Source organism: Lysinibacillus sphaericus (assembly GCF_015844675.1).
Taxonomy (GTDB): Bacteria; Bacillota; Bacilli; order Bacillales_A; family Planococcaceae; genus Lysinibacillus; species Lysinibacillus sphaericus_E.
Map to the genome: position 1 here is coordinate 46,111 of NZ_LDGC01000074.1, position 20,339 is coordinate 66,449.

Consider the following 20,339-nt stretch of genomic DNA (forward strand, 5'->3'; position numbering starts at 1 on the left):
CTCTCTTCCATCGGATTATTTAAAGAACGGAATGTAAAAAAAGCCATCTCAGTAATGAGATGGCTCGATGCTTTTAAGTTTATCAAATTTCCGTGCAACGTAAACTAACCCATAAACAAGTGGTGTTGCAACAATGGACGCCAAAAATTTAAATATATACTGTGTGATAAATAATATTAGTAACACCTTAAATGGCAGTATTCCAAAAAAGGCTATCGTAATAAATAATGCCGTATCGATGAGTTGGCTTAGCATCGTAGAAGCATTGTTTCGGAGCCAAAGCTTTCCGTCTCCATGCTTTTCTTTAAATTTACTAAATATCATTACATCCAAGTTAACACTGACCGAATAGGCTACAAGACTTGCAATAATGACACGCATACTGCCGCCGAGAATTGTCTCAAACTCCTGCTGATGGACAAAGGCTTGTGCAGGTGGTAGTTCAATTGCTATAGCGATAAAGAATACCGCAAACACTTGAGCAATAAGCCCTGTTCTAACCGTGCGACCACCCGCTTCCTTACCATATACCTCGCAAATTACATCAATAAGGGGATACGTAAAAATGATTAAAATCGCTGCGGCTGGAAGCACCATCCATTCGCCTATACTAAACACTTTAACAGCTAAAACATTAGCTAATATTAAAAAGCCAACAAACAATCCATTTAAATAGTAAAGCATCAGCGGTTATCCACCTTTTCCGGATACATATCGTGGTTCATCAAACGGTGCTCCGCCATTTTTTCATATTTTGTGCCTGGTCGGCCATAGTTACACCATGGATCAATGGACAAGCCACCACGCGGCGTAAACTTACCCCATACTTCAATATAGCGCGGCTCAATCAGCTTAATTAAATCATTCATGATAATGTTGACACAATCCTCATGAAAGTCCCCATGATTACGGAAACTAAATAAATATAGCTTTAATGATTTACTCTCGACTAGCTTTTTATCTGGAATAAAAGAAATATACATTGTCGCAAAGTCAGGCTGCCCTGTCATTGGACATAGGCTCGTGAATTCCGGGCAATTAAATTTTACAAAAAAATCGTTTTTCGTATGCAAATTATCGACCGCTTCAAGTATTTCCGGTGAGTATTCAAATAAATATTTTGTATTTTGGTTACCAAGGAGTGTTAAATCCTGTAAACCTTGTTCTTCTTTTCTTCCTGTCATAATAAATGCCTCCTCAAATTGTGAGAAGTCCATTGCGTGAAACCAAATAAAAAAAAATCGCCATATCCGCATTTTGGGATATGGCGTAGATGACGTCATCCATAGTTTTTTATAGAGGGTATGCGCTATGAACCTCTTTCTTATTCGCTAGTTATATTAACTTAATGAACGCGTTCAGTCAACTAATTTTTTCACAATATGGAATTGACAAAAATATCCTCACGTTGTATGGTTAGTTACACAAGTAATTAACCAATTAACATAAGGAGGTGGATAGTGATTCACTCTTTAAACAATGAAAAGCCCATTTTCCAACAAATACGCGAACGAATAGAGGATGGAATTTTAGATGGACACCTACAACCCGAAGATCGCATTCCATCCACAAATGAATTCGCAAAAGAATATCAAATTAATCCTGCAACAGCTGGAAAGGGCGTGAACGAATTAGTGGACAAAGGCGTAATTTATAAAAAACGTGGAGTCGGCATGTTTGTGAGTAGTGACGCTCGTGAAATATTAATTGCAGAGCGTAAGGAAAATTTTTTTACGCAACATATAGAGCCGTTAAAGAAAGAAGCAATACGATTAGGTATCTCAGATAAAGAATTACAAAATATGTTACAGAGGGGTTAACGTATGAAAATCGAAGTGAAAAATGTTAGTAAATCATACAGACATAAGGAAGCTTTAAAAAATATCTCTTTTACAATTGAAGGACCAAAAATAATTGGATTTTTGGGTCATAATGGCGCTGGTAAAACAACATTCTTAAATTTATTATCAGGACTTATTTCTACAACTAAAGGAAACATATCAGTCAATGAAGAAAATGTTTTCAATGTACCTTTAACTTTACGTGATATTTGTTTTGTTGCAGAGAATGGAAACTTTCAAGAGGAAATGACAATTGCACAAACGTTAAAGGCGAATAGCTTCTTTTATCCAAAATGGGATGGAGATCTCGCAATGGAGCTACTAGAAGTTTTTGCTCTTAATCCAAAAGATAAGGTTCGCAGTTTATCAAAAGGAATGGTGTCTGCGTTAGGCATTATTACAGGCTTTGCAAGTAATGCAGGAATTACGATCTTTGATGAGCCTTATATCGGACTTGATGTAGCTGCCCGAAATACTTTTTATGATTTATTGATTGAACAACAAACCGACAATCCAAGACTCTTTATATTGTCTACACATTTAATTGATGAAGCAAGTAAGCTATTTGAAGAAATACTAATTTTACACGAAGGACAATTACTGCTTCAGAAAACCGCGGAGGAATGGCATGAGCATATTGTTGCAGTAAAAGGTAATCCTTCTGATGTTGAGCAGGCAATTAGTGGTCTGAAGATTATTTATAAGCATACATTTATGCAGGAGCTAACTGCAATTGTCTTCACTGATGGTCAATCCATTGAAGGACAGAATATAATGCTTGAACCTGTTTCATTACAGGATATGTTAGTGTATTTAAGTAAACAGCAGAAAGCGAGGACTATTAAATGAATACAATCAAGGGAAGCTTGTATGTATTATTTCAAAGTTATAAAAAGCAAATTTTAACTTTTTGGTGCATTTTATTTTCAATCGTCCTATTGTCGTTATTCTTAGATACTTTTTTTGACCTGTATATTTATAATTTTTATATCATGATTTCTATACCTGTTTATATCTTCTCCAGTATTATGGCTGCAAAGTTACTAAATAAAACCTTGTCCTATTTTTTAAGGCTTGGTTTATGTCGCTTGCAATTCATGTTCAATGTGGGGCTCTTTTTCATCTGTTGGAGCCTAGTAAGTGCCTTCATAATTGGTTGTACACAAAAAATACTTTCTAACGTTTCTAACATATTCATTATTCATCCTATTTTACTTTTTAATAATTCCCCATCATTTTTACAAACGATGGCATTGGATACTGTTTTACTGCTCTTCTTCCTAACATCAGGACTTTTATTGAATGTTGTCTTTTATCGCTTGGGAACTCTTGGCGGTTACAGTTTTATAGGGTTACTCGTCTTAATTCCGATTGTTACAATCATTTTTAAATGGTATTCTCCTTTGTTTGATCTACTATCAAATATATCTAGCTTCGCTCTATTAAGTGGTTTGTTAGTTTTTAGTGTATTACTCTACTCTATCATAACGATGGCGATCAGAAATACTTCTGTCAATCCCGCTTAATTATTAAGGCTATTCGGCATACTATCAAAAAGAAAATGATGCCAAGACCAAAAAACTTTAGGTCTTGGCATTTTCCAGCTGAATTAACCCCGTTCATCCTCTAGCGTTGTATAGTCAATGGAATTTGCAATGTCAACTAACACTTCAGGTGTCACCTTATTTGAAACCCTTTTATCAATCCACAGCATATATTGCCAATTTTCTCTTTCGAAAGCAAGTACATGAAAACCCGAGATTTCCATATAGATTGAAGTCGTTCCCTTTTTCAATATGAAAGTCTTTACTATACTCTCCTTTTTAACTGGAAACTTATACTGAATAGGTCGAACTGTAATTTTATAATGATGTTCAGGAAGTTGATTATTAACAAATGTAACTTCAAAAAAATCGTTCATATCACCATCTAGATCATTAAACCGACCAAAATGATGTGTAAAACTAATAGGAGGTACTCGAAGTGGTAGCTTTAGTCCTTGATGAAAGTGCCGTTCAAAATCGGAGGCAGCTCCTTCAACCGTTTTATAGCCTATTTCAGGATAGACTTCTTCGTAAGAACTAGGTGAGTCTTTTATATAGGCATCACTAGGCTGAGAAAATAACAAATAACAAGAACTTAAGCAGAGAGAAAAAATTCTGTCCATTTTATCACCTCAGTATCATCACTTTAAACGTAGTTTTTCCCAACTTAATGAATTTATGTGCTAGTTATATTTTGTTCACTGAATTCCTTTTTTTAGATATTCTCCTTTTTCGCGCGTACTTTAACAAAGAAAAAAGCAATTGTTCGCATTAGTAAATTCGAACAATTGCTTTTTTAATCTAAAAGAGTATATGTGCAACTAATGCTGCGATTGGTAGTGAAATAATCGTACGTATTAAGAAAATAACAACTAAATCTAAAAATTTCAGTGGAATTTTTGTACCTAAAATAAGGCCACCGACTTCAGACATATAAATAAGCTGTGTAACAGAAACGACAGCAATCACAAATCGTGTCGTTTCAGCTTCAATTCCCGCTCCTAAAATTGAAGGTAAAAACATGTCAGCAAAGCCAACAACCATCGTTTGCGCTGCCTCAGCTGCTTCTGGTAAACCAAGTACTGTTAAAATAGGTTCAAACGGTTTTCCTAAAAATGCAAAAATATTAGTGAATTCAGCAAGCATTAAAGCAACCGTACCAAATGCCATAACGACCGGCGCTACACCAATCCATAAATCCAAGACATTTCTAGTCCCATCTTTCAAAAATTGACGTGGGTCACGATTTCCATGCGCAACGGCTAAAGCATTTTCTAAGCCATGAGATACAGAATTATAGCCTTCAGGTAATTCCTCACGTGATAAATCTACTGGTGTACCGTCGATATAAGTGTCTTCTTTGTTAGCAAGCGGAAAAATTCGCGGCATAACGATCGCTAACACAAGACCGCAAAGTACAACCGTTAAATAATATGGAATAAAATAGCGTGACAAATGCACTGTATCTAATACTACGATACAGAATGTGATGGATACTACAGAAAAGCTCGTTGCTATAATGGCAGACTCTTTTTTCGTATAGTTCCCCATTTCATATTGCTTACTCGTCATAAGAACACCAATTGTTCCATCACCAACCCATGATGTCAGTGCATCAACTGATGAACGACCTGGACTTTTAAAGAGCGGACGCATGATTTTTACCATCATCGTTCCGAAAAATTCAAGCAATCCGAAGTTTGTTAAAAACGGTAATAGTAGGCCTGCAAATAAGAATATCGTAAATAAAAATGTTACTAAACCACCGTCAGGGTTCATTAATAATCCACCCGTATTTTCATTGTTAATCGCGGATGGTCCAAAATTAAACACGACCATTGAGGCAAATACTAAACCGATGACTCTTATAATTGTCCAAAACCAATTTACATAAAATAATGTATATAAAATACTAGATTCCTTTGCATTATTCCGAGGAATAAATTTGGCGATGAGTGAACCAATTGCCGAAATTGCAAATATAATTAAAGTAAAGTAACTAATAATAGGTGCCACAAAACCTGCTAATAAATTTGCTAAAATAGCAATCGGAACTTTCCATCCATCTTCCGTTAAGACTGGTGTCATAAATAATAGAACACCAATAAGAGACGGAATTATGAAGAAAAAGTATGAAGAAGTAGGATATTTTTTCATCATTTAAAGCCTCATTTCTTTAGGTTTTTTCGAAGTTTTATACATCAAGCTTGTTAGGTACTTTAAAACCGCCAAGAAATGTATATCTGTATAAAGTGTTGCATTCATCAATCTGGCATTTCCGAGTAGTTAATGAATGATCAAATAAAAAACATTCCTTTAAAAAGTAATAAAGGAATGCCCAAACACTACTTTTTTATAATTAGAATCCTCAATGCATAAAGTTTTTTAGAATAATCACTATCATTCATTTTTATGAGCTAAAAAATATCGTAAACCTACGATACATCGGTTAATTCTACAACAAAATGCATTTTTATTCAATCTAAAATTTAATATTATTATTATTCTCTTCTAATATTATCTGCAATTCTTCTTTGTATCATTACTTTTCAAAAAAGCTCAATTTTACAGTGGCTGACGACGTCTAAATGAAGTTGAAATTTGGTGAAACTCTCCATTAATCATACCTATTTTGATTGCCTAAGAGATTTAACCAGCCCTTAATAGGCATACAAATAGACCATATCGTCTTTTATCTCATATGTTAATTATGAACCACAACTTATCAAAACAGGAGGTTTTACCATGGAAAGACATATGCAACATATGCAGCATATGCATCACATGCAGCATATGCATCATCATCATCATGCAAAAGGCCCGCATTGTTGTCCACCACTTACATGTCCAACTCAATATGAGCCGCCACATTGTTGTCCACCAGAGGAATTCGTACGTACAAATTACATCCATACAGTTGTACCACATGTACAGCCAGCACATGTCACAACAGTTAATAAACATATAATTGATCATCAGTATCATTTCCCTTGCACTGAATCTGTCGTGAATGAATGTTGTGAGACTCATACACTTTGCGAAATGCCACCTGAGCCTTGCCATATGCCACATCATCACCACCAACATCACCACATGGGACATCATCACCATCACATGGGGCATCATCACCACATGGGGCATCATCATCAACATCACCAACATCACCATCAGCAGCATATGCCGTGCCACCATCATATGGGCTATTAAAATAGAAGCGATGAGGATATGCTGTACATGATGGTTTCTTATATCATAACTTGTTTATAATGTTACGCTTATTATAAAAATGCACATTACTAAATTCCAATTTTTAGTAGTGTGCATTTTATTTTTTGCTACTTAACATTCCTACTAGGACTTAAGAAAGTCTCTACACCATTTTTTAATAACGGCGAACCCATTCACTTACAAATCCGTCACCCCGACGTCTTCCGCGATTTCAATCTTAGATTCATCTCCATTTAAGTATCGCTGGTCTGCTTGAATCGTTGTTCGGCATTTACTTTTGCCATAAAAAAACCCCGTAAAAGTTAGATTGATGTCTAACTTTTACGGGACGGTTCAGAGAATTTTCCTTACTCTTTTTTGTTCTTAGTTGATCTCAGCTTCTAATGTTTCTTTCCAATCTTGTTCATAGTCATCTTCATCAAGAACAACGTTATAAATTTTCCATTTACCATCAGCATTTTTCTTAAGCTGAGCAGTTCCTGATAAATCAATATTCATGTTAAAAGACATATCTGGCGCTGTAAAAGATACTTTATATACTAAGTTATCAATGCGGACTTGAGCAAAATGATTATTTACAGAAACCGCTTTGATCGCATATTCACCAATTTGTTCCATCTTGTATATAGTATCCGATCCTTCAAACATACCTGCCATACCCATACTATCAAGTGAATAAGCTAATTGGTAACCAATTGTCGTTTCACGATAAAGTGCTTCTAATGCTTTTAAGTCTTGTTGTTCAGTGAATTTCATCTCATCTTTAATGTTACGATCAACTGTTTGAATGACCGCAAGTTGATCCCCATCTGTTGCGGGCTCTAGATGCAAGGCACGATCAATCATCACGATAGCTTCAGCACGAGTTGCATCATTGTAAGGCTTGAAAACATTTCCGTACCCTTTGATAATTCCTACAGCTGCCGTTTTCACAACTGCTTCATAGGCGAAATTCCCCTTTGGTACATCTGGGAATACTTTTCCTGTTGCTGAAAAATCAAGCTTTGACTCGAATGCACGGTAAATCATGACTGCCATTTCGTTACGTGTAATCTTGTCATTCGGTCGGAAAGTACCGTCTGGTTTACCATTGATAATGCCTTGGCTACTAGCAACCTTAACAAACTCGTAATACCAATTCGCTGGTTTTACATCAGGGAACGATTTAACTGTTTCACCTGCACGTAAATTCATCGAATTCACTAAAATTTTAGTGAATTCAGCACGAGTAATCGAATTTTTTGGTTTTATAGAGACGGATGTGTATTCATATTCCTCTCCATCTTCTTCAAACGATTCTGTTTCCACATATCCGTCTATGATATCCGAATACAAGAAGCGTTCCAATTCATTGTATGCCCAATGATCATAATCAACATCCTCCAAAAAATACATATCGATGGATTTTTCTGCTGCTTCTGCTGGCGAAACAGAAATAAATCCAAACAATACAAGGGAAGATAAAAAAACATATAGTGCTTTCATTGGTTTGTTCCTACTTTCTTCTATTAAAATTTTACCAATAGAGATAGTTTACATGACTGCTACAAATATATATAGAGGGAAAAATATGGTAATATAGAATGTTTTCGAGAAAAAATTAGTCGTATTCCTTATGAAAATCTGGTGGAGGTTTTATTAGCTAAAGATTTGGTTACATTAGAGGATCATTACGAGCCGAAAAAGAAAGTATTTCAGGGAAAAGGGCATTTCCAGGGGGCGGCGGGGTTTGATTTTGAGGAAGAGCAAGGATTGTTGAATTTCTCTTTTAGAGAAATTGATTTTGAAACGGCCTATCAAATTGAAGTGGAACGATTAAAGAAAGAGGGGAAATTAGATAATTCGAAAGGTGAAAAAGGTTCGAGAGTTCTAATCACAAATAAAAGCTGAACGAATGCAAAAATTAGTTCAGCTTAAAAATAATTCGTTATAATGTTGTACATTTCATAAAGAATACTGAGTAACAAGCGAATTACTTAACCTCTTACTTTTAATCGCTAAGAATGGTTGTTGAATGCATTTTTCATCAGTCTATGTATCTGTTTATTTCTTCTTTTTGTAAAATCAGTAAATCTATTAGCGACCAAATGAAGAATAGTAATGGTAAACCACTGATGATTAAAAACGGAAATAGAGATGAAATCATCCTGTATTCTCCGCTACCTGATGACATAGCGCTAAGTATAAACGCTACTGGAAGAGTCGCGAAAAAAATCAAGAAATTAATCACACATGTAAATTTATAATACTTAAAAGAAGCTTCTATAGGTTCTTTTTTTCTGAAAAAGATAAAAAAGATAATTTGATAAAGATAAAAAATTGATATACTTATTAATCCAAACGATGATACTACCGTCATTTAATTCACCTCTTTAAAAATAATAATGCCCGAAGTCACGTGTGTATAGGGCATATAAGAAAAACTTAAATATTTATGATTAACTTAGCTTTTATGTATTGATTTGCGTTCTTTTTATTATTTTGAAGACCTAAATTTAGCTGATTTTGATCTGGAGATACCGCATAAAATGATGTACGTCCAGGCTGGGTGCACAAAAAAAACGTTGGAGCATCATAGCTCCAACGCTTTTAATTAGTACATTTTTAAATATTGATCGCGTTCCCATTGGTGTACTGTTGTACGGTACATGTCGAACTCGATTTCTTTTGCTTCTTTAAAGTTTGCATAAATATGCTCACCTAAAGCTGCTTGAGCTACTTCATCCTTAGCAAGTAATGCTAACGCATCATCAAGCGCTGGTGGTAAGTTTGCGATACCATTCGCTTTACGCTCTTCATCAGACATCACATAGATGTTTCGATTGATAGCAGCTGGTGGTGTTAAGTTGCGACGGATCCCTTCAAGACCCGCTTCTAAAATAACAGCCATCGCTAAATACGGATTAGCAGATGGGTCCACAGAACGTACTTCTACACGAGTCGAAAGACCACGTGCTGATGGGATACGGATTAGTGGTGAACGGTTTTGAGCTGACCATGCTACATAACATGGCGCTTCATAACCAGGTACAAGACGTTTATAAGAGTTAACTGTTGGATTTGTCACTGCTGTGAAGCCTTGAACGTGCTCAAGAACACCTGCCATGAATTGCATTGCTGTTTCAGAAAGACCTAATTCAGTAGATTCATCGTAGAATGCATTCTCTTTACCTTTAAATAATGAAACATTAAAGTGCATACCAGAACCCGCTTCACCGAATAATGGCTTCGGCATAAATGTAGCATGTAGACCGTGTTTACGTGCAATTGTTTTAACAACTAATTTGAACGTTTGAATATTGTCACAAGCTGTGATTGCGTCTGCATATTTGAAGTCGATTTCGTGTTGTCCAGGAGCTACCTCATGATGAGATGCTTCAATTTCGAAGCCCATTTCTTCTAGCTCTAATACGATATCACGACGGCAGTTTTCGCCAAGATCCGTTGGTGCTAAGTCGAAGTAACCACCGTGGTCGTTTACTTCTAATGTTGGTTCACCTTTTGCATCTAATTTAAATAAGAAGAATTCTGGTTCAGGTCCTAAGTTGAAGCTTGAGAATCCCATATCTTCCATTTTTTTAAGGATACGTTTTAAGTTGTTTCGTGGGTCACCAGCAAATGGCTCGCCTTTAGCAGTGTATACATCACAGATGAAACGTGCTACTTTCCCTTTTTCAGAAGTCCAAGGGAACACTACGAAAGAATCTAGATCAGGATATAAATACATATCTGATTCTTCGATACGTACGAAGCCTTCAATGGATGAGCCATCAAACATCATTTTGTTTTCTAGTGCTTTGTCTAATTGGCTTACAGGAATCTCAACGTTTTTGATTGTGCCAAGAATATCTGTAAATTGTAGACGTATAAAGCTTACATTTTTTTCTTCGATTAGACGTTTAATGTCCTCTTTAGTGTATTTACCCACAGTTTTCCACACTCCTATAAATTGTCTAGCTTTTTATCATTACTCTACTCTATTAATAAAGAAATGAATGATGTTGCTTTTTATTGGATCATCACCAAAACGTGTAGTTGATTTCCGTTCCGACTGGGCGCTTTCCTGGGGGCGTCCGATGAGCCGCTTCGCTTCGCTGCAGGGTCTCATCTGTGACGCTAATCCCCAAGGAGTCGCCCAGCCGTAACGAAGATCAACTTATTTACATAGTAGACGTTTTAACAAAAGTCATCCACAAACTTTGGTGATGAACCCTTTTATTAATAGAATCGAGATAAATCCCCACGACGGATGGATGATTTTTGCATGCGCTGCGCTTGACGCACTTCTTCACGCATGATGTTACGTAATTCTGAGTCACTTAAATCACGTTCATCTGTTGAAACAGGTTCATTCTTTTTAGCGAACAGTTTTTTAATTTTCGCCATGTTCATGCCCTGATCTAAATAATCTTTAATTTCCAGCAGTGTATCGACGTCATTTAATGAAAACATGCGACGGTTGCCTTCTGTTCGGTGCGGCTCAATTAAATGGTGTTCTTCATAATAACGAATCTGACGTGCCGAAAGCTCTGTCAATTGCATTACGATATTCATAGATAATAACGGCATAGTTCGTCTAATTTCACGACTCATTTAAGTTCCCCTCCAATACTCGCTAATCATATAACGAAAAATTTATAGCGTCAACCGTTTATGTGAGGTTTCCTGACATGGATTATTATAATTTTTTTGAAATGATGAAAAATTGTAAAAAACTAAACCTAATATCTTAACGTGGGGTTGGTTTACGTTCCTGCTTGGCGCTTGGGGGCGACAGATGTTTTTTCGTCCATAGTAAAAAAACTATTCAAAACGGAAGTTTTGAATAGTTTTCCTTACTTATTTTTGGATTTTCTGAACAGCACTACAAATAGCAAATTTTACGTGCTCGTATGTTAACCCACCTTGAATAAAGGCGGTGAATGGCGGACGAATAGGACCGTCTGCTGTAAGCTCAATGCTTGATCCTTGAATGAAAGTTCCAGCTGCCATGATGACATCATCTTCATAACCAGGCATGTACGCTGGCTCAGGTGCATAATGCGCATTAATTGGTGAGTTCGCTTGAATTTCACGGCAAAAAGCAATCATTTGTTCAGCCGTTTGGAAAGAAACCGATTGAATTAAATCCGTACGATTAGCGTCATACGATGGCGATGTATTCATGCCGATTTCACCTAGCATAGCAGCTGTAAAAATGGCACCTTTTAATGCTTGAGATACAACATGTGGTGCAAGGAAAAATCCTTGATAGAAATCACCGAGCGTATTTAATGTTGCCCCTGCTTCAGCACCAATACCAGGCGATGTCATACGATAAGCACATTTTTCTACTAAATCTGCACGACCCGCAATATAACCACCAATTTTGGCTAAGCCTCCACCAGGATTTTTAATAAGCGAGCCTGCTATTAAATCAGCCCCAACCTCTGTCGGTTCCTGTGCCTCAACAAATTCTCCGTAGCAATTATCAACGAAAATAGCTGCATTTGGTGCTAATTCACGGATCTTTACACACATTTCTGTAATTTGCGAAATGGTAAAGGATGGGCGCGTTGCATAGCCCTTCGAACGTTGGATAGCAATCATTTTTGTGTTGGGTGTAATTGCAGTTGCAACACCTTCCCAATCAATCTCTTGGTTATTCAATAAATCCACATGGCTATAGCCGATTTTATAATCTTTTAATGAGCCAGTATCCTTATCGCCGCCATCGACTATTGATTGCAATGTATCATACGGCTGCCCCGAAATATAAAGTAATTCATCACCAGGACGCAGCACTCCGAATAAGCTAAGTGTGATTGCATGTGTACCAGAAATAATTTGCGGCCGTACAATAGCAGCCTCCGCTCCAAAGACCTCCGCATAAACACGTTCTAGATTGTCACGCCCTTCATCATCATAGCCATAACCATTAGACGGGTGCAGATGATAATCACTTACTTGATGCTTTCGGAACGCAGCAAGCACTTTTTGTTGATTGAAGAACGCCATATCTTCTACCTTTGCATGAAAAGGGCGTACCTTTTCTTCTATTTTAGTAGCTAATGCTAGTGTTTCTTCTGATAAATTGGTTGTAAAAGTCATTATGTTCTTCTCCATTTCACATTTGTTCAAATCTTATCTTAACAATTTGTGAGCTTGCCTGCAAAAATTGCTTGTGTTTCTAATTGCATTTAGGCGCTAAGTTAAATTAAAAACTATATCTATGCATTTCTGATATAATTAGATATTTAATCTGATAATTCTAAATCGTAAGTCGATGCTTTCTTTGCTTCTAATACAAAAAAGAAGACTTTAATGTTTTCTAGTATGTATTAGTAACTAATCTACAACAAGAAATGATTTATTCATATAAGGGGTGAAAGGGTTGGCTTGGGAGGTTTTTAGTATCATTGGAACAATTGCCTTCGCTATTTCCGGGGCAATAATTGCAATGGAAGAAGAATATGATTTATTCGGTGTCTATATACTCGGTATCGTCACTGCTTTCGGTGGTGGAGCTATACGAAATCTATTAATAGGTTTACCTGTAACTACACTGTGGGGGCAGGATATGATGTTCCAAATTGCCCTTGCAGCGATTACGTTATTTTTCGTATTTCCGCACCGACTTATTCAACATTGGCATCGTTGGGGCAATTTTACCGATGCTATTGGATTATCCGCATTTGCGATTCAAGGTGCTCTCTATGCCGTAAAGCTCGACATGCCTATTAGCGCCGTTATTGTAGCTGCTGTCTTAACAGGGTCAGGTGGTGGAATTGTTCGAGATTTATTAGCTAGACGGCAACCACTAGTCCTCCGTGATGAAATCTATGGTGTTTGGGCAGCACTAGCCGGGCTTATTATTGGACTTCAACTCTTTTCAGGAGATATTTTTTTATATGTATTATTTGGTATGATCATCGTACTAAGAATACTTTCTTATATGAGGAAATGGCGTTTACCGTTACGGAAGTTGAATCGAGCATAGCTATACCGTTGCATATTAACAAGCCCAAATATCAGATTTGGGCTTGTTTTGAATTTTTCTTATTTTCACAAACGCCGAGCATCTACAGCAGCGACAATAAGCACCTAAAGATTAATTAATCTACTTTTTCAACAGCAGCATAGCTTCCTCTAATGTAGTCATATTTTTCATCATAGAGCTTGCTGCATCCAAAATAGGAAAGGCTAAAGCTGCACCAGATCCCTCTCCTAATCGCATATTCATCTGAAGCATCGGTTCAATTCCGAGCATTTCAGCGGCAATTTTTGCGCCAGGTTCTTCAGAAGCATGAGAAGGAATAATATAGTCTTTTACGTTTGGCTCAAGTTCGTACGCTATAAGAGCAGCAATAGTAGAAATAAAGCCATCAATAACAACTGGTTTACGATGTGCGGCGCCAGCAAGTATTACCCCAGCCATAGCACCTATTTCTAACCCTCCGACTTTTGCAAGAACATCAATAGCATCATGACGATTTGGTTTATTTAATGCTATAGCATTACGAATGACTTCTACCTTATGTGCTATTCCCCCTGGTCCAACTCCTGCGCCGAAGCCTGTCACTTCATTCGGATGACACTCGCGAAGAACCGATAATATAGCAGCACTCGGTGTTGTATTACCAATACCCATTTCACCTGTCCCGAGCACATTTATCCCCTTTTTAATTTCTTCCGTAGCTACTTCAATTCCTGCTTCAATGGATTGAATGGCTTCTTCCCTTGACATAGCAGGTCCTTTTGCCATATTATCCGTTCCGTATTTAATCTTTTTAATGATGACACCAGCATCATGCGGAATATCCTCTTTTACACCAACGTCTACCGTGACAATTTTTGCATTTGTTATTTTCGCGATAGCACAGACACCTGTTCCTCCTCTAGGGAAATTTAGTGTTTGGAAGACCGTCACATTTTGTGGATTCGGTGTCACTCCTTCAGCACAGACACCATGATCTGCCGCACAGACAATAATTGCTTTTTTATCAATCGCAGGAAATAGTTCCCCTGTTATACCGGATAGTTGCACAGCTAGAGCCTCTAACTTCCCTAAGCTACTAGGTGGCTTGCAAAGTGAATCTATGCGTTCCCTAGTTTCCTCCATCATTTTGTGGTCGGCACTTTGAATGTTTTGGATCGTTTGTTGTAATAATTGCATGAAAATTTCCCCTTTCTTTTTTGCCCTTGTTACTCGAAGAATGATTTAGAGAAAAAAATAAAAAGCCTGTAGTTTATCCATAACAAATAAACTACAGACTTTTCCATCGTCTATAATACGAAGCAGATAGGCAGGTCTCCTGGCTCAATTTCAACATTTCATAGAACCTTCCCAGCACAATGCTAGTGGCATTCTCTATGAAACTCCCTTTTACAGTGGTGGGACCGCTAAAGCTTTTCACTTTATTCCCTATTCTCCCGCAATGGGCACCTAATGCTTTTATGCAATTATTTTTAATTTACGTCAAAGCGTTTAATGTGTCAACATTTTAAATTTTCAAGCTTCATGGTTTTTTAGTGAACGGATATGCTTAATTATTCATATTTAAAAACTTTAACACAAAATACTAAAGTAATAACTACTATAGCAGTTACTACTGAAAGTTAAGTCAGATAAGTCTGAATATTTTGAGTCTCGAAGATAAGTGTTTTTCTAATAGCTTCAATAATATAATTAAGTGGATTAATATAAACAAATGGCATTAGAAATTTTGGCCATACATCACTCTGAAAGAAAGTACCTCCTAAAAAAATAAATTTTTTCTAGGTAAATTCCTAATCGTTCACAAGTAACGGATGCAATTAAGTTTCTTCTTTCCTAAAATTATAGAAGGGAAAGTAATTTTTTGATGTATGTCTATTGAATAGAAATATGCTGATGACTAAAATGAAAAATAACTACATTTCAAACTTAGCCTTCGTTTTGCTTTTTCCTAATCTCAACAATGTTCTTCCAGATTGCCCTATCAACTTTGGCAAAACTACGAATGCTAGGCGTTGTATTTACTTCAAATAATATAGGTTTTCCTTCAAGATTTATTCCAAAATCAATGCCATATTCTCTACAAGGAAAGTGGGATGCTATTACTTCAGATGCTAAAATTGAATCTTCTTTTAGAGAGTCTATTGTTTGATCTTTCTTTGTATTATCCATCTTCAAATAACCTGATAATAATTCTTCAATCGATATTGCTTTAGAACCCCGATTTGAATTGACAATCCCATGATCCTCAGTTGCAAGCCTTCCGTAAATTCCACCAATTACCCATTTTCCCTTTAGATTTTGAACATGAACACGAATGGATATGGAATCCCCATCAGGGGTGAGACTTTTGACCCCTTCCTGTATAATATAATTTCCGCTTAATCTACCGTGTTTCTCATATGGATGTAGAACTTGGTGGAAATCCTCAATTGCTGCTACACATTTACTTATTTCTTCACCTTGCATGGTAAATCCGTTAAAACAATAGTGTCCATCTTTTCTTTTGTAGACTTTATAAATTGCTCTTCCTTGTCCGGCGCTATTATGTTTCACATAAATATACTCATATTTATTTAATAAATAGATTAGGTTTTCTAGACTGTAAAGTGTTGATTCTGGAATGCAGTTAGTTGTTAAAGGATTTTGTTTTAAAAGTAAGAATTGTTCCCATTTTCCAAGTCCATTTTTCAATAAACTCACCTCATTTAGTTAGATATTTTTATTTCTTTTGTATTAATAGTTTAGTCCTCCCCACTTATGGAGGTTACTGTATTGTATGCAAATAGATTTATCTCGCATGGGTAGGATAGGCTTGGTAACGTGACTAATATCCCCCATTTTTCTGTTAGAGTTATAATAAATTTACTACACTAGAAAAGTAGCATTATGATTGTTCTCAATACATCCATTTTATTGATTTCAAAATTATTAGTTTCTAATATATTTGCCCCGCTAATCTTTACTTTTAGTCATATAGATATGTCGAGTATGGAGATGGGCGATATTGGAAAAAAAGGACGAATTTTTTCAAAAAAATATATTCAAATAAACTTGAATTTTTAATGGGAGACCATAACGGTATTTCCGCAAAAGTTGTAGAGGAAGTCGGTTTTAAAGGTATTTGGAAGAGATTATTCAATCTGTTATAGATGGGGTGAGTGACGCTGAAAGCTGTTAAGAAATAAAGAGAAATATAATCCTGTCTTGCGTGAGGACGATGTATTTAGAAAGTGCATTCGAGGTGGTTGAAAAGAGGAAAAAGTTCCTTGGAAAAGGTGTAGTGGCAATTGACCTATGTGCATCCGAAGAAGAAGATTTTGTGAAAAATTCGTAGATCCAATCGCTTTAACCAAACAATATGGCTACAGAGTCACTATTCATGCCGGTGAAACAGGAATTGGTAAAAACGTTCTTTAGGCTGTTGAACTGTTGTGTGCTGAAAGATTAGGACACGGAGTATTTATTAAAGATTGTGCCTAGGCATATAAGATTGTGAAAGAAAGACAGGTAGTGCTTGAAATGTGTCCAACAAGTAATGTCCAAACGAAAGCTGTTCATCATTATTCGGAACATCCGATTTATAAGTTTCAGTAAAGATGGAATAAAAGTGACATTTAATACGGATAACAGAACAGTATCAGATACTACACTGGCAAAAGAAATCCATTTAGTTAACAACGAATTTAATCTAAGCGAAGAAGATTATCGACAAATTTATTTAAATATGTAGAGGCATCCTTTGAATACCAAGAAACTAAAGAATAGTGTATGGCACATTATTAAAGAAGAATAGACTTTGCAACAAATTATGCAGAATACATTCTCAAACATCTCCCAAAATCGAAGAAAATAAGATAAATTGAATGCTTTCTTCAAAAATATTAAAACGTTCTTTAGGGGATAAAATTAATACTATTCCCCTTTACTAAAAACTCCCTAATGCCCAAAAGGCTTTCGGGAGCTTTCTGTCCGTTTATTGCTGTGATATCAAATTTGTTTTATCTATTTCACTCAGGAATGTTGCGCCGAGTAAAAGGATAGCGCCTAGTACTTGTAGTGTCGTCATTTTCTCTCCTATAATCATCGTCGAAATCAGTAATGATGTTAGCGGATCAATATAGCTTAAAATAGCTATACTTTGCCCATTTAGATGACGCATTCCGAAAAAGAACAAATAGAAGCCGATCCCAGCATGGACAATACCCAATGCTATAAGTAAACTAATTGATTTCATGTCAACTTGCATTATTTGGAGCCCATTGGTCCCAAAAAGATAAAGCGCAAGGAACAACGCTGCTAAAGCAAGCTGAATAATCGTATTATCAGGCTCTTTTAAGCCATGAATATACTTATTGGTGAATGTAACTATTGTATAGAAACAAGCTGCAATAAGCCCATAGACAATTCCGATATAATGTTCGCTCGTTTCGGTAGTTTGACTTTGGACGATAAAATACAGGCCTACTAGTGCAACACAAACATAAAAGATTTTCCTTGCAACTATTTTCTCTTTCAAAACGATAGGTGATAAACAAATCACTAGTACTGGAGCAAAATAGTAACTTAGCGCTGCATTTGCGATGGTTGTTTCCTTGTACGCTTGGAAAAGAAAAATCCAATTGCCGCATAAAGCAAAGCTCGAAAGTATCAATGGCCATTTATTTTGCAAAATAGTTGTTTTCGTAAATCTTTCTTTTTTATAAAGGAAAATTAACAGTAAAAAACAAGTGCCAATGAGACTCATCCAAAAGGCTATTTCACTTGAAGGCAACTTAATATATTTTGCAAAAACACCGACAGCGCCAAAAATAATCATTGATACAATAAAAGATAGTTTTCCGCTCATTTCTAATTCCTGCTTTCTACATGTATATAGTCTCTGATATACAGTAGAATCTATTGAGAATTAGCAAGCTTTTAATGAATGCCTAAACAGTAGATTCTACTGTAAAGACATTGTTGGGGGTGCTATTGTTCGATACATACTTATCCCTCCCTCTATAAATAATGTTGATATATCAACGGTTTGACCCGTTTTTAAAGTGGTGAAAAATATTTTTTCACCAATATTACATATAATGTTTTCTAGTTTTTCAATACATTGTCATTTGGTGAGTACGCTTTGCTAAAGCTAATTCATCAAAATTAACTTTAAATTCCATTATATGATGCACTAATGGATCTCTGCGATGCTTATGATGACGTACCCTCCCATGTCTCTTGGCGTCCTTGCGCATTACATTCCTTCGTTCGGTCTATTCATAAGGCAGAGGCTGGCGATGCTCCTTTAGGGACTCAAAGTCGGATGGAATAAATAATGCCGGCTTCTCCGTGTCATCCTTTTGTTGTAGGTCGAGCTTTGATGTTGCTAGGCTGCCTCTACGAGACAATAAATATCTTTTATCATGTGATTCACATCAAAATACACTCTCTTCTTGCACAAAGTGTGTAAAATCTTCAGTAACTTTCCACACAGTACGACAATCGATTGCTTCTTTCGAAGGGGATTGATAGTGAGTGTAGTAATATTCATGTAATTTCTTAAAAGCTTCGTTGTGACGAAGTAACGGCATCATGACTCGAAATAACAGAGCCCGTAACTTTCTTCTTCCTCGCTTGGATATCCGTTTTTGTCCTTTGCGTTGCCCAGAAGAGTTTTCACGCAATGTGAGTCCCGCTAGTTTGATTAATTGGCGTGGATGTTCATAGTGTGTGAGTGAACCGACTTCTGAAAGTAGCTCGACAATCGTTACGTCGCTTATGCCTGGGACGGAATTTAAGTACTCATAGTCCGTCATTTCTTTCGCTATTTCGGTTAGCTGTTCTGTTAATGTTACTAGTTGGCTTTGCATCAATTTGTACTGTGTGAGAAGTGTGGCGATTTCTATTCGTGCCATCACGAGTCCCTCTGTCAGTCCAATGGAATGCTGTGCTACCTCAACTAATTGTTTCGCTTTTGGTAGCTGAGGCGATTTCATACCTTCGACTTGGCGATATAAAAATAATAGTTCCTCGGGTGCCTTCCCTTGAATATCGCTTGGTAGTGGCGTCATTTCAAGCGCCGCATAAGCCATTTTTCCGAAGTCTTTGAACACCATCGTAAATTCCGGAAAGAAACGATCAATCCAACGAATGATACGATTTTGTAAGGCATTTAGATCTTCTTGGATTTTGGACCGTAACGTTGCACCGTTTCGTAATTCAGCTTCTACGTTTTCTAGAAGGCGCGGATAGCTGAAACGCCCATCACGCAATAAGCGTGCAATGACAAGGGCATCCTTTTGATCATTTTTCGTTTGAAGATTGTCATCCAATTCTTTTGAACGATTGACATGATGAGGATTAACCATGACAAATGGAATCCCGTGTGCACTAAGATAAGCAGCGAGATTCATCCAATAATGACCAGTCGGCTCGAAACCGACTAACACTTCGCTTTTTTCATGTGCAGCACGTAAAACAAGTAATCTTTCATAAAAAGCATCGAAACCTTCCCTTGATTGAGAGAAAGGGAACGATTTTTGGAGCACGCGTCCTCTCTCATCAACCGCGCATGCGTAATGTGTACGCTTGGCAATGTCGATACCAATGACGAGCGTTTTTTCAGTAACTTGATTAATCTTTTGGTTCGTAATAGAATTCATAAATGGGGTTCTCCTGTGTGATAATGGGTCAATTTAGGCGTTGACACTCATGCATCATACAAGAGGACTTTTTCTTTTTCAAGCCCCTGAAAATCCTTCTAAC

General features: G+C 36.6%; 19 protein-coding genes, 1 pseudogene and 1 riboswitch. Of the genes and pseudogenes, 8 read left to right on the plus strand and 12 right to left on the minus strand.

The window, feature by feature from the left end; translation table 11 throughout:
- Positions 1 to 48: 48 nt before the first annotated feature.
- Together ABE34_RS18905 and queF are read right to left on the minus strand one after the other, a co-directional pair.
- Positions 49 to 684, minus strand: coding sequence for a queuosine precursor transporter (locus ABE34_RS18905; RefSeq protein WP_197144006.1), 636 nt, complete (start codon positions 682 to 684; stop codon positions 49 to 51).
- Positions 684 to 1,184 carry a preQ(1) synthase gene (gene queF, locus ABE34_RS18910; protein WP_197144007.1) on the minus strand — a complete coding sequence of 167 codons (501 nt, stop codon included), beginning with the start codon at positions 1,182 to 1,184 and terminating at the stop codon, positions 684 to 686. The genes ABE34_RS18905 and queF overlap by 1 nt, the downstream gene beginning before the upstream one ends.
- 276 nt (positions 1,185 to 1,460) lie before the next feature.
- Here queF and ABE34_RS18915 point away from each other — a divergent pair, with 276 nt between their 5' ends.
- From ABE34_RS18915 to ABE34_RS18925, 3 genes are read left to right on the plus strand one after another with little or no spacing between them, the layout of a single operon-like run.
- On the plus strand, positions 1,461 to 1,820 hold the full coding sequence (locus ABE34_RS18915) for a GntR family transcriptional regulator (RefSeq protein WP_197144008.1): 360 nt from the start codon (positions 1,461 to 1,463) through the stop codon (positions 1,818 to 1,820).
- Positions 1,821 to 1,823: 3 nt separating this feature from the next.
- Positions 1,824 to 2,690, plus strand: coding sequence for an ABC transporter ATP-binding protein (locus ABE34_RS18920; protein WP_197144009.1), 867 nt, complete (start codon positions 1,824 to 1,826; stop codon positions 2,688 to 2,690).
- A complete protein-coding gene (locus ABE34_RS18925; protein WP_197144010.1) occupies positions 2,687 to 3,367 on the plus strand; it encodes a hypothetical protein in 681 nt (226 codons plus the stop codon). The genes ABE34_RS18920 and ABE34_RS18925 overlap by 4 nt, the downstream gene beginning before the upstream one ends.
- Before the next feature lie 83 nt (positions 3,368 to 3,450).
- On the opposite strand, the gene ABE34_RS18930 is transcribed toward ABE34_RS18925, so the two are convergent.
- A complete protein-coding gene (locus ABE34_RS18930) occupies positions 3,451 to 4,008 on the minus strand; it encodes a hypothetical protein (protein WP_197144011.1) in 558 nt (185 codons plus the stop codon).
- Between the two features lie 178 nt (positions 4,009 to 4,186).
- A complete protein-coding gene (locus ABE34_RS18935; protein WP_197144021.1) occupies positions 4,187 to 5,542 on the minus strand; it encodes a YjiH family protein in 1,356 nt (451 codons plus the stop codon).
- Positions 5,543 to 6,130: 588 nt separating this feature from the next.
- On the opposite strand from ABE34_RS18935, the gene ABE34_RS25230 reads away from it, so the two are divergent.
- Positions 6,131 to 6,592: a CotD family spore coat protein gene (locus ABE34_RS25230; RefSeq protein ID WP_241747231.1), complete on the plus strand. Its 462-nt coding sequence runs from the start codon at positions 6,131 to 6,133 to the stop codon at positions 6,590 to 6,592.
- Positions 6,593 to 6,976: 384 nt separating this feature from the next.
- Here ABE34_RS25230 and ABE34_RS18945 read toward each other — a convergent pair whose 3' ends face one another.
- Entirely contained in the window at positions 6,977 to 8,098 is a 1,122-nt protein-coding gene (locus tag ABE34_RS18945; RefSeq protein ID WP_197144012.1) for an S-layer homology domain-containing protein, read from the minus strand.
- 141 nt (positions 8,099 to 8,239) lie between these two features.
- On the opposite strand from ABE34_RS18945, the gene ABE34_RS18950 reads away from it, so the two are divergent.
- Complete coding sequence (locus ABE34_RS18950) at positions 8,240 to 8,503, plus strand: hypothetical protein (RefSeq protein ID WP_197144013.1); 264 nt, start codon at positions 8,240 to 8,242, stop codon at positions 8,501 to 8,503.
- 703 nt (positions 8,504 to 9,206) lie between these two features.
- On the opposite strand, the gene glnA is transcribed toward ABE34_RS18950, so the two are convergent.
- The 3 genes from glnA to ABE34_RS18965 form a co-directional block, all read right to left on the minus strand.
- On the minus strand, positions 9,207 to 10,541 hold the full coding sequence (gene glnA / locus ABE34_RS18955; RefSeq protein WP_197144014.1) for a type I glutamate--ammonia ligase: 1,335 nt from the start codon (positions 10,539 to 10,541) through the stop codon (positions 9,207 to 9,209).
- 290 nt (positions 10,542 to 10,831) lie between these two features.
- Positions 10,832 to 11,206: a MerR family transcriptional regulator gene (locus tag ABE34_RS18960; RefSeq protein ID WP_079560583.1), complete on the minus strand. Its 375-nt coding sequence runs from the start codon at positions 11,204 to 11,206 to the stop codon at positions 10,832 to 10,834.
- Between the two features lie 246 nt (positions 11,207 to 11,452).
- On the minus strand, positions 11,453 to 12,703 hold the full coding sequence (locus ABE34_RS18965; protein WP_197144015.1) for an aminotransferase class I/II-fold pyridoxal phosphate-dependent enzyme: 1,251 nt from the start codon (positions 12,701 to 12,703) through the stop codon (positions 11,453 to 11,455).
- Positions 12,704 to 12,986: 283 nt separating this feature from the next.
- Between ABE34_RS18965 and ABE34_RS18970 the strand changes: the two genes are divergently transcribed.
- Positions 12,987 to 13,592 (plus strand): trimeric intracellular cation channel family protein, encoded by a 606-nt coding sequence (locus tag ABE34_RS18970; protein ID WP_197144016.1) that lies wholly within the window; start codon positions 12,987 to 12,989, stop codon positions 13,590 to 13,592.
- A gap of 120 nt (positions 13,593 to 13,712) precedes the next feature.
- On the opposite strand, the gene cobT is transcribed toward ABE34_RS18970, so the two are convergent.
- Both cobT and ABE34_RS18980 read right to left on the minus strand, forming a co-directional pair.
- Positions 13,713 to 14,768: a nicotinate-nucleotide--dimethylbenzimidazole phosphoribosyltransferase gene (gene cobT, locus ABE34_RS18975; RefSeq protein ID WP_197144017.1), complete on the minus strand. Its 1,056-nt coding sequence runs from the start codon at positions 14,766 to 14,768 to the stop codon at positions 13,713 to 13,715.
- Positions 14,769 to 14,880: 112 nt separating this feature from the next.
- A riboswitch (cobalamin riboswitch) is annotated at positions 14,881 to 15,057 on the minus strand.
- Positions 15,058 to 15,518: 461 nt separating this feature from the next.
- Positions 15,519 to 16,283 carry a YheC/YheD family protein gene (locus ABE34_RS18980; protein WP_197144018.1) on the minus strand — a complete coding sequence of 255 codons (765 nt, stop codon included), beginning with the start codon at positions 16,281 to 16,283 and terminating at the stop codon, positions 15,519 to 15,521.
- Positions 16,284 to 17,111: 828 nt separating this feature from the next.
- On the opposite strand from ABE34_RS18980, the gene ABE34_RS25705 reads away from it, so the two are divergent.
- Positions 17,112 to 17,186 (plus strand): hypothetical protein, encoded by a 75-nt coding sequence (locus ABE34_RS25705; protein ID WP_346655589.1) that lies wholly within the window; start codon positions 17,112 to 17,114, stop codon positions 17,184 to 17,186.
- Between the two features lie 13 nt (positions 17,187 to 17,199).
- A complete protein-coding gene (locus tag ABE34_RS25710) occupies positions 17,200 to 17,322 on the plus strand; it encodes a hypothetical protein (RefSeq protein WP_346655588.1) in 123 nt (40 codons plus the stop codon).
- Positions 17,323 to 17,565: 243 nt separating this feature from the next.
- Here the strand turns inward: ABE34_RS25710 and ABE34_RS18990 are convergent, their stop codons facing one another.
- Entirely contained in the window at positions 17,566 to 18,438 is an 873-nt protein-coding gene (locus ABE34_RS18990; protein WP_197144019.1) for a DMT family transporter, read from the minus strand.
- A gap of 522 nt (positions 18,439 to 18,960) precedes the next feature.
- Positions 18,961 to 20,236 (minus strand): annotated as a pseudogene (locus ABE34_RS18995) (IS110 family transposase).
- Positions 20,237 to 20,339: the final 103 nt, after the last annotated feature.

Coding starts and splice junctions, on each gene's coding strand:
- ABE34_RS18905 (WP_197144006.1), bottom strand. CDS start 684: ATGCTTTACTATTTAAATGGATTGTTTGTTGGCTTTTTAATATTAGCT.
- ABE34_RS18925 (WP_197144010.1), top strand. CDS start 2,687: ATGAATACAATCAAGGGAAGCTTGTATGTATTATTTCAAAGTTATAAA.
- ABE34_RS18990 (WP_197144019.1), bottom strand. CDS start 18,438: ATGAGCGGAAAACTATCTTTTATTGTATCAATGATTATTTTTGGCGCT.
- ABE34_RS25230 (WP_241747231.1), top strand. CDS start 6,131: ATGGAAAGACATATGCAACATATGCAGCATATGCATCACATGCAGCAT.
- ABE34_RS18960 (WP_079560583.1), bottom strand. CDS start 11,206: ATGAGTCGTGAAATTAGACGAACTATGCCGTTATTATCTATGAATATC.
- cobT (WP_197144017.1), bottom strand. CDS start 14,768: ATGCAATTATTACAACAAACGATCCAAAACATTCAAAGTGCCGACCAC.
- ABE34_RS18945 (WP_197144012.1), bottom strand. CDS start 8,098: ATGAAAGCACTATATGTTTTTTTATCTTCCCTTGTATTGTTTGGATTT.
- ABE34_RS18930 (WP_197144011.1), bottom strand. CDS start 4,008: ATGGACAGAATTTTTTCTCTCTGCTTAAGTTCTTGTTATTTGTTATTT.
- ABE34_RS18920 (WP_197144009.1), top strand. CDS start 1,824: ATGAAAATCGAAGTGAAAAATGTTAGTAAATCATACAGACATAAGGAA.
- ABE34_RS18965 (WP_197144015.1), bottom strand. CDS start 12,703: ATGACTTTTACAACCAATTTATCAGAAGAAACACTAGCATTAGCTACT.
- queF (WP_197144007.1), bottom strand. CDS start 1,184: ATGACAGGAAGAAAAGAAGAACAAGGTTTACAGGATTTAACACTCCTT.
- ABE34_RS18935 (WP_197144021.1), bottom strand. CDS start 5,542: ATGAAAAAATATCCTACTTCTTCATACTTTTTCTTCATAATTCCGTCT.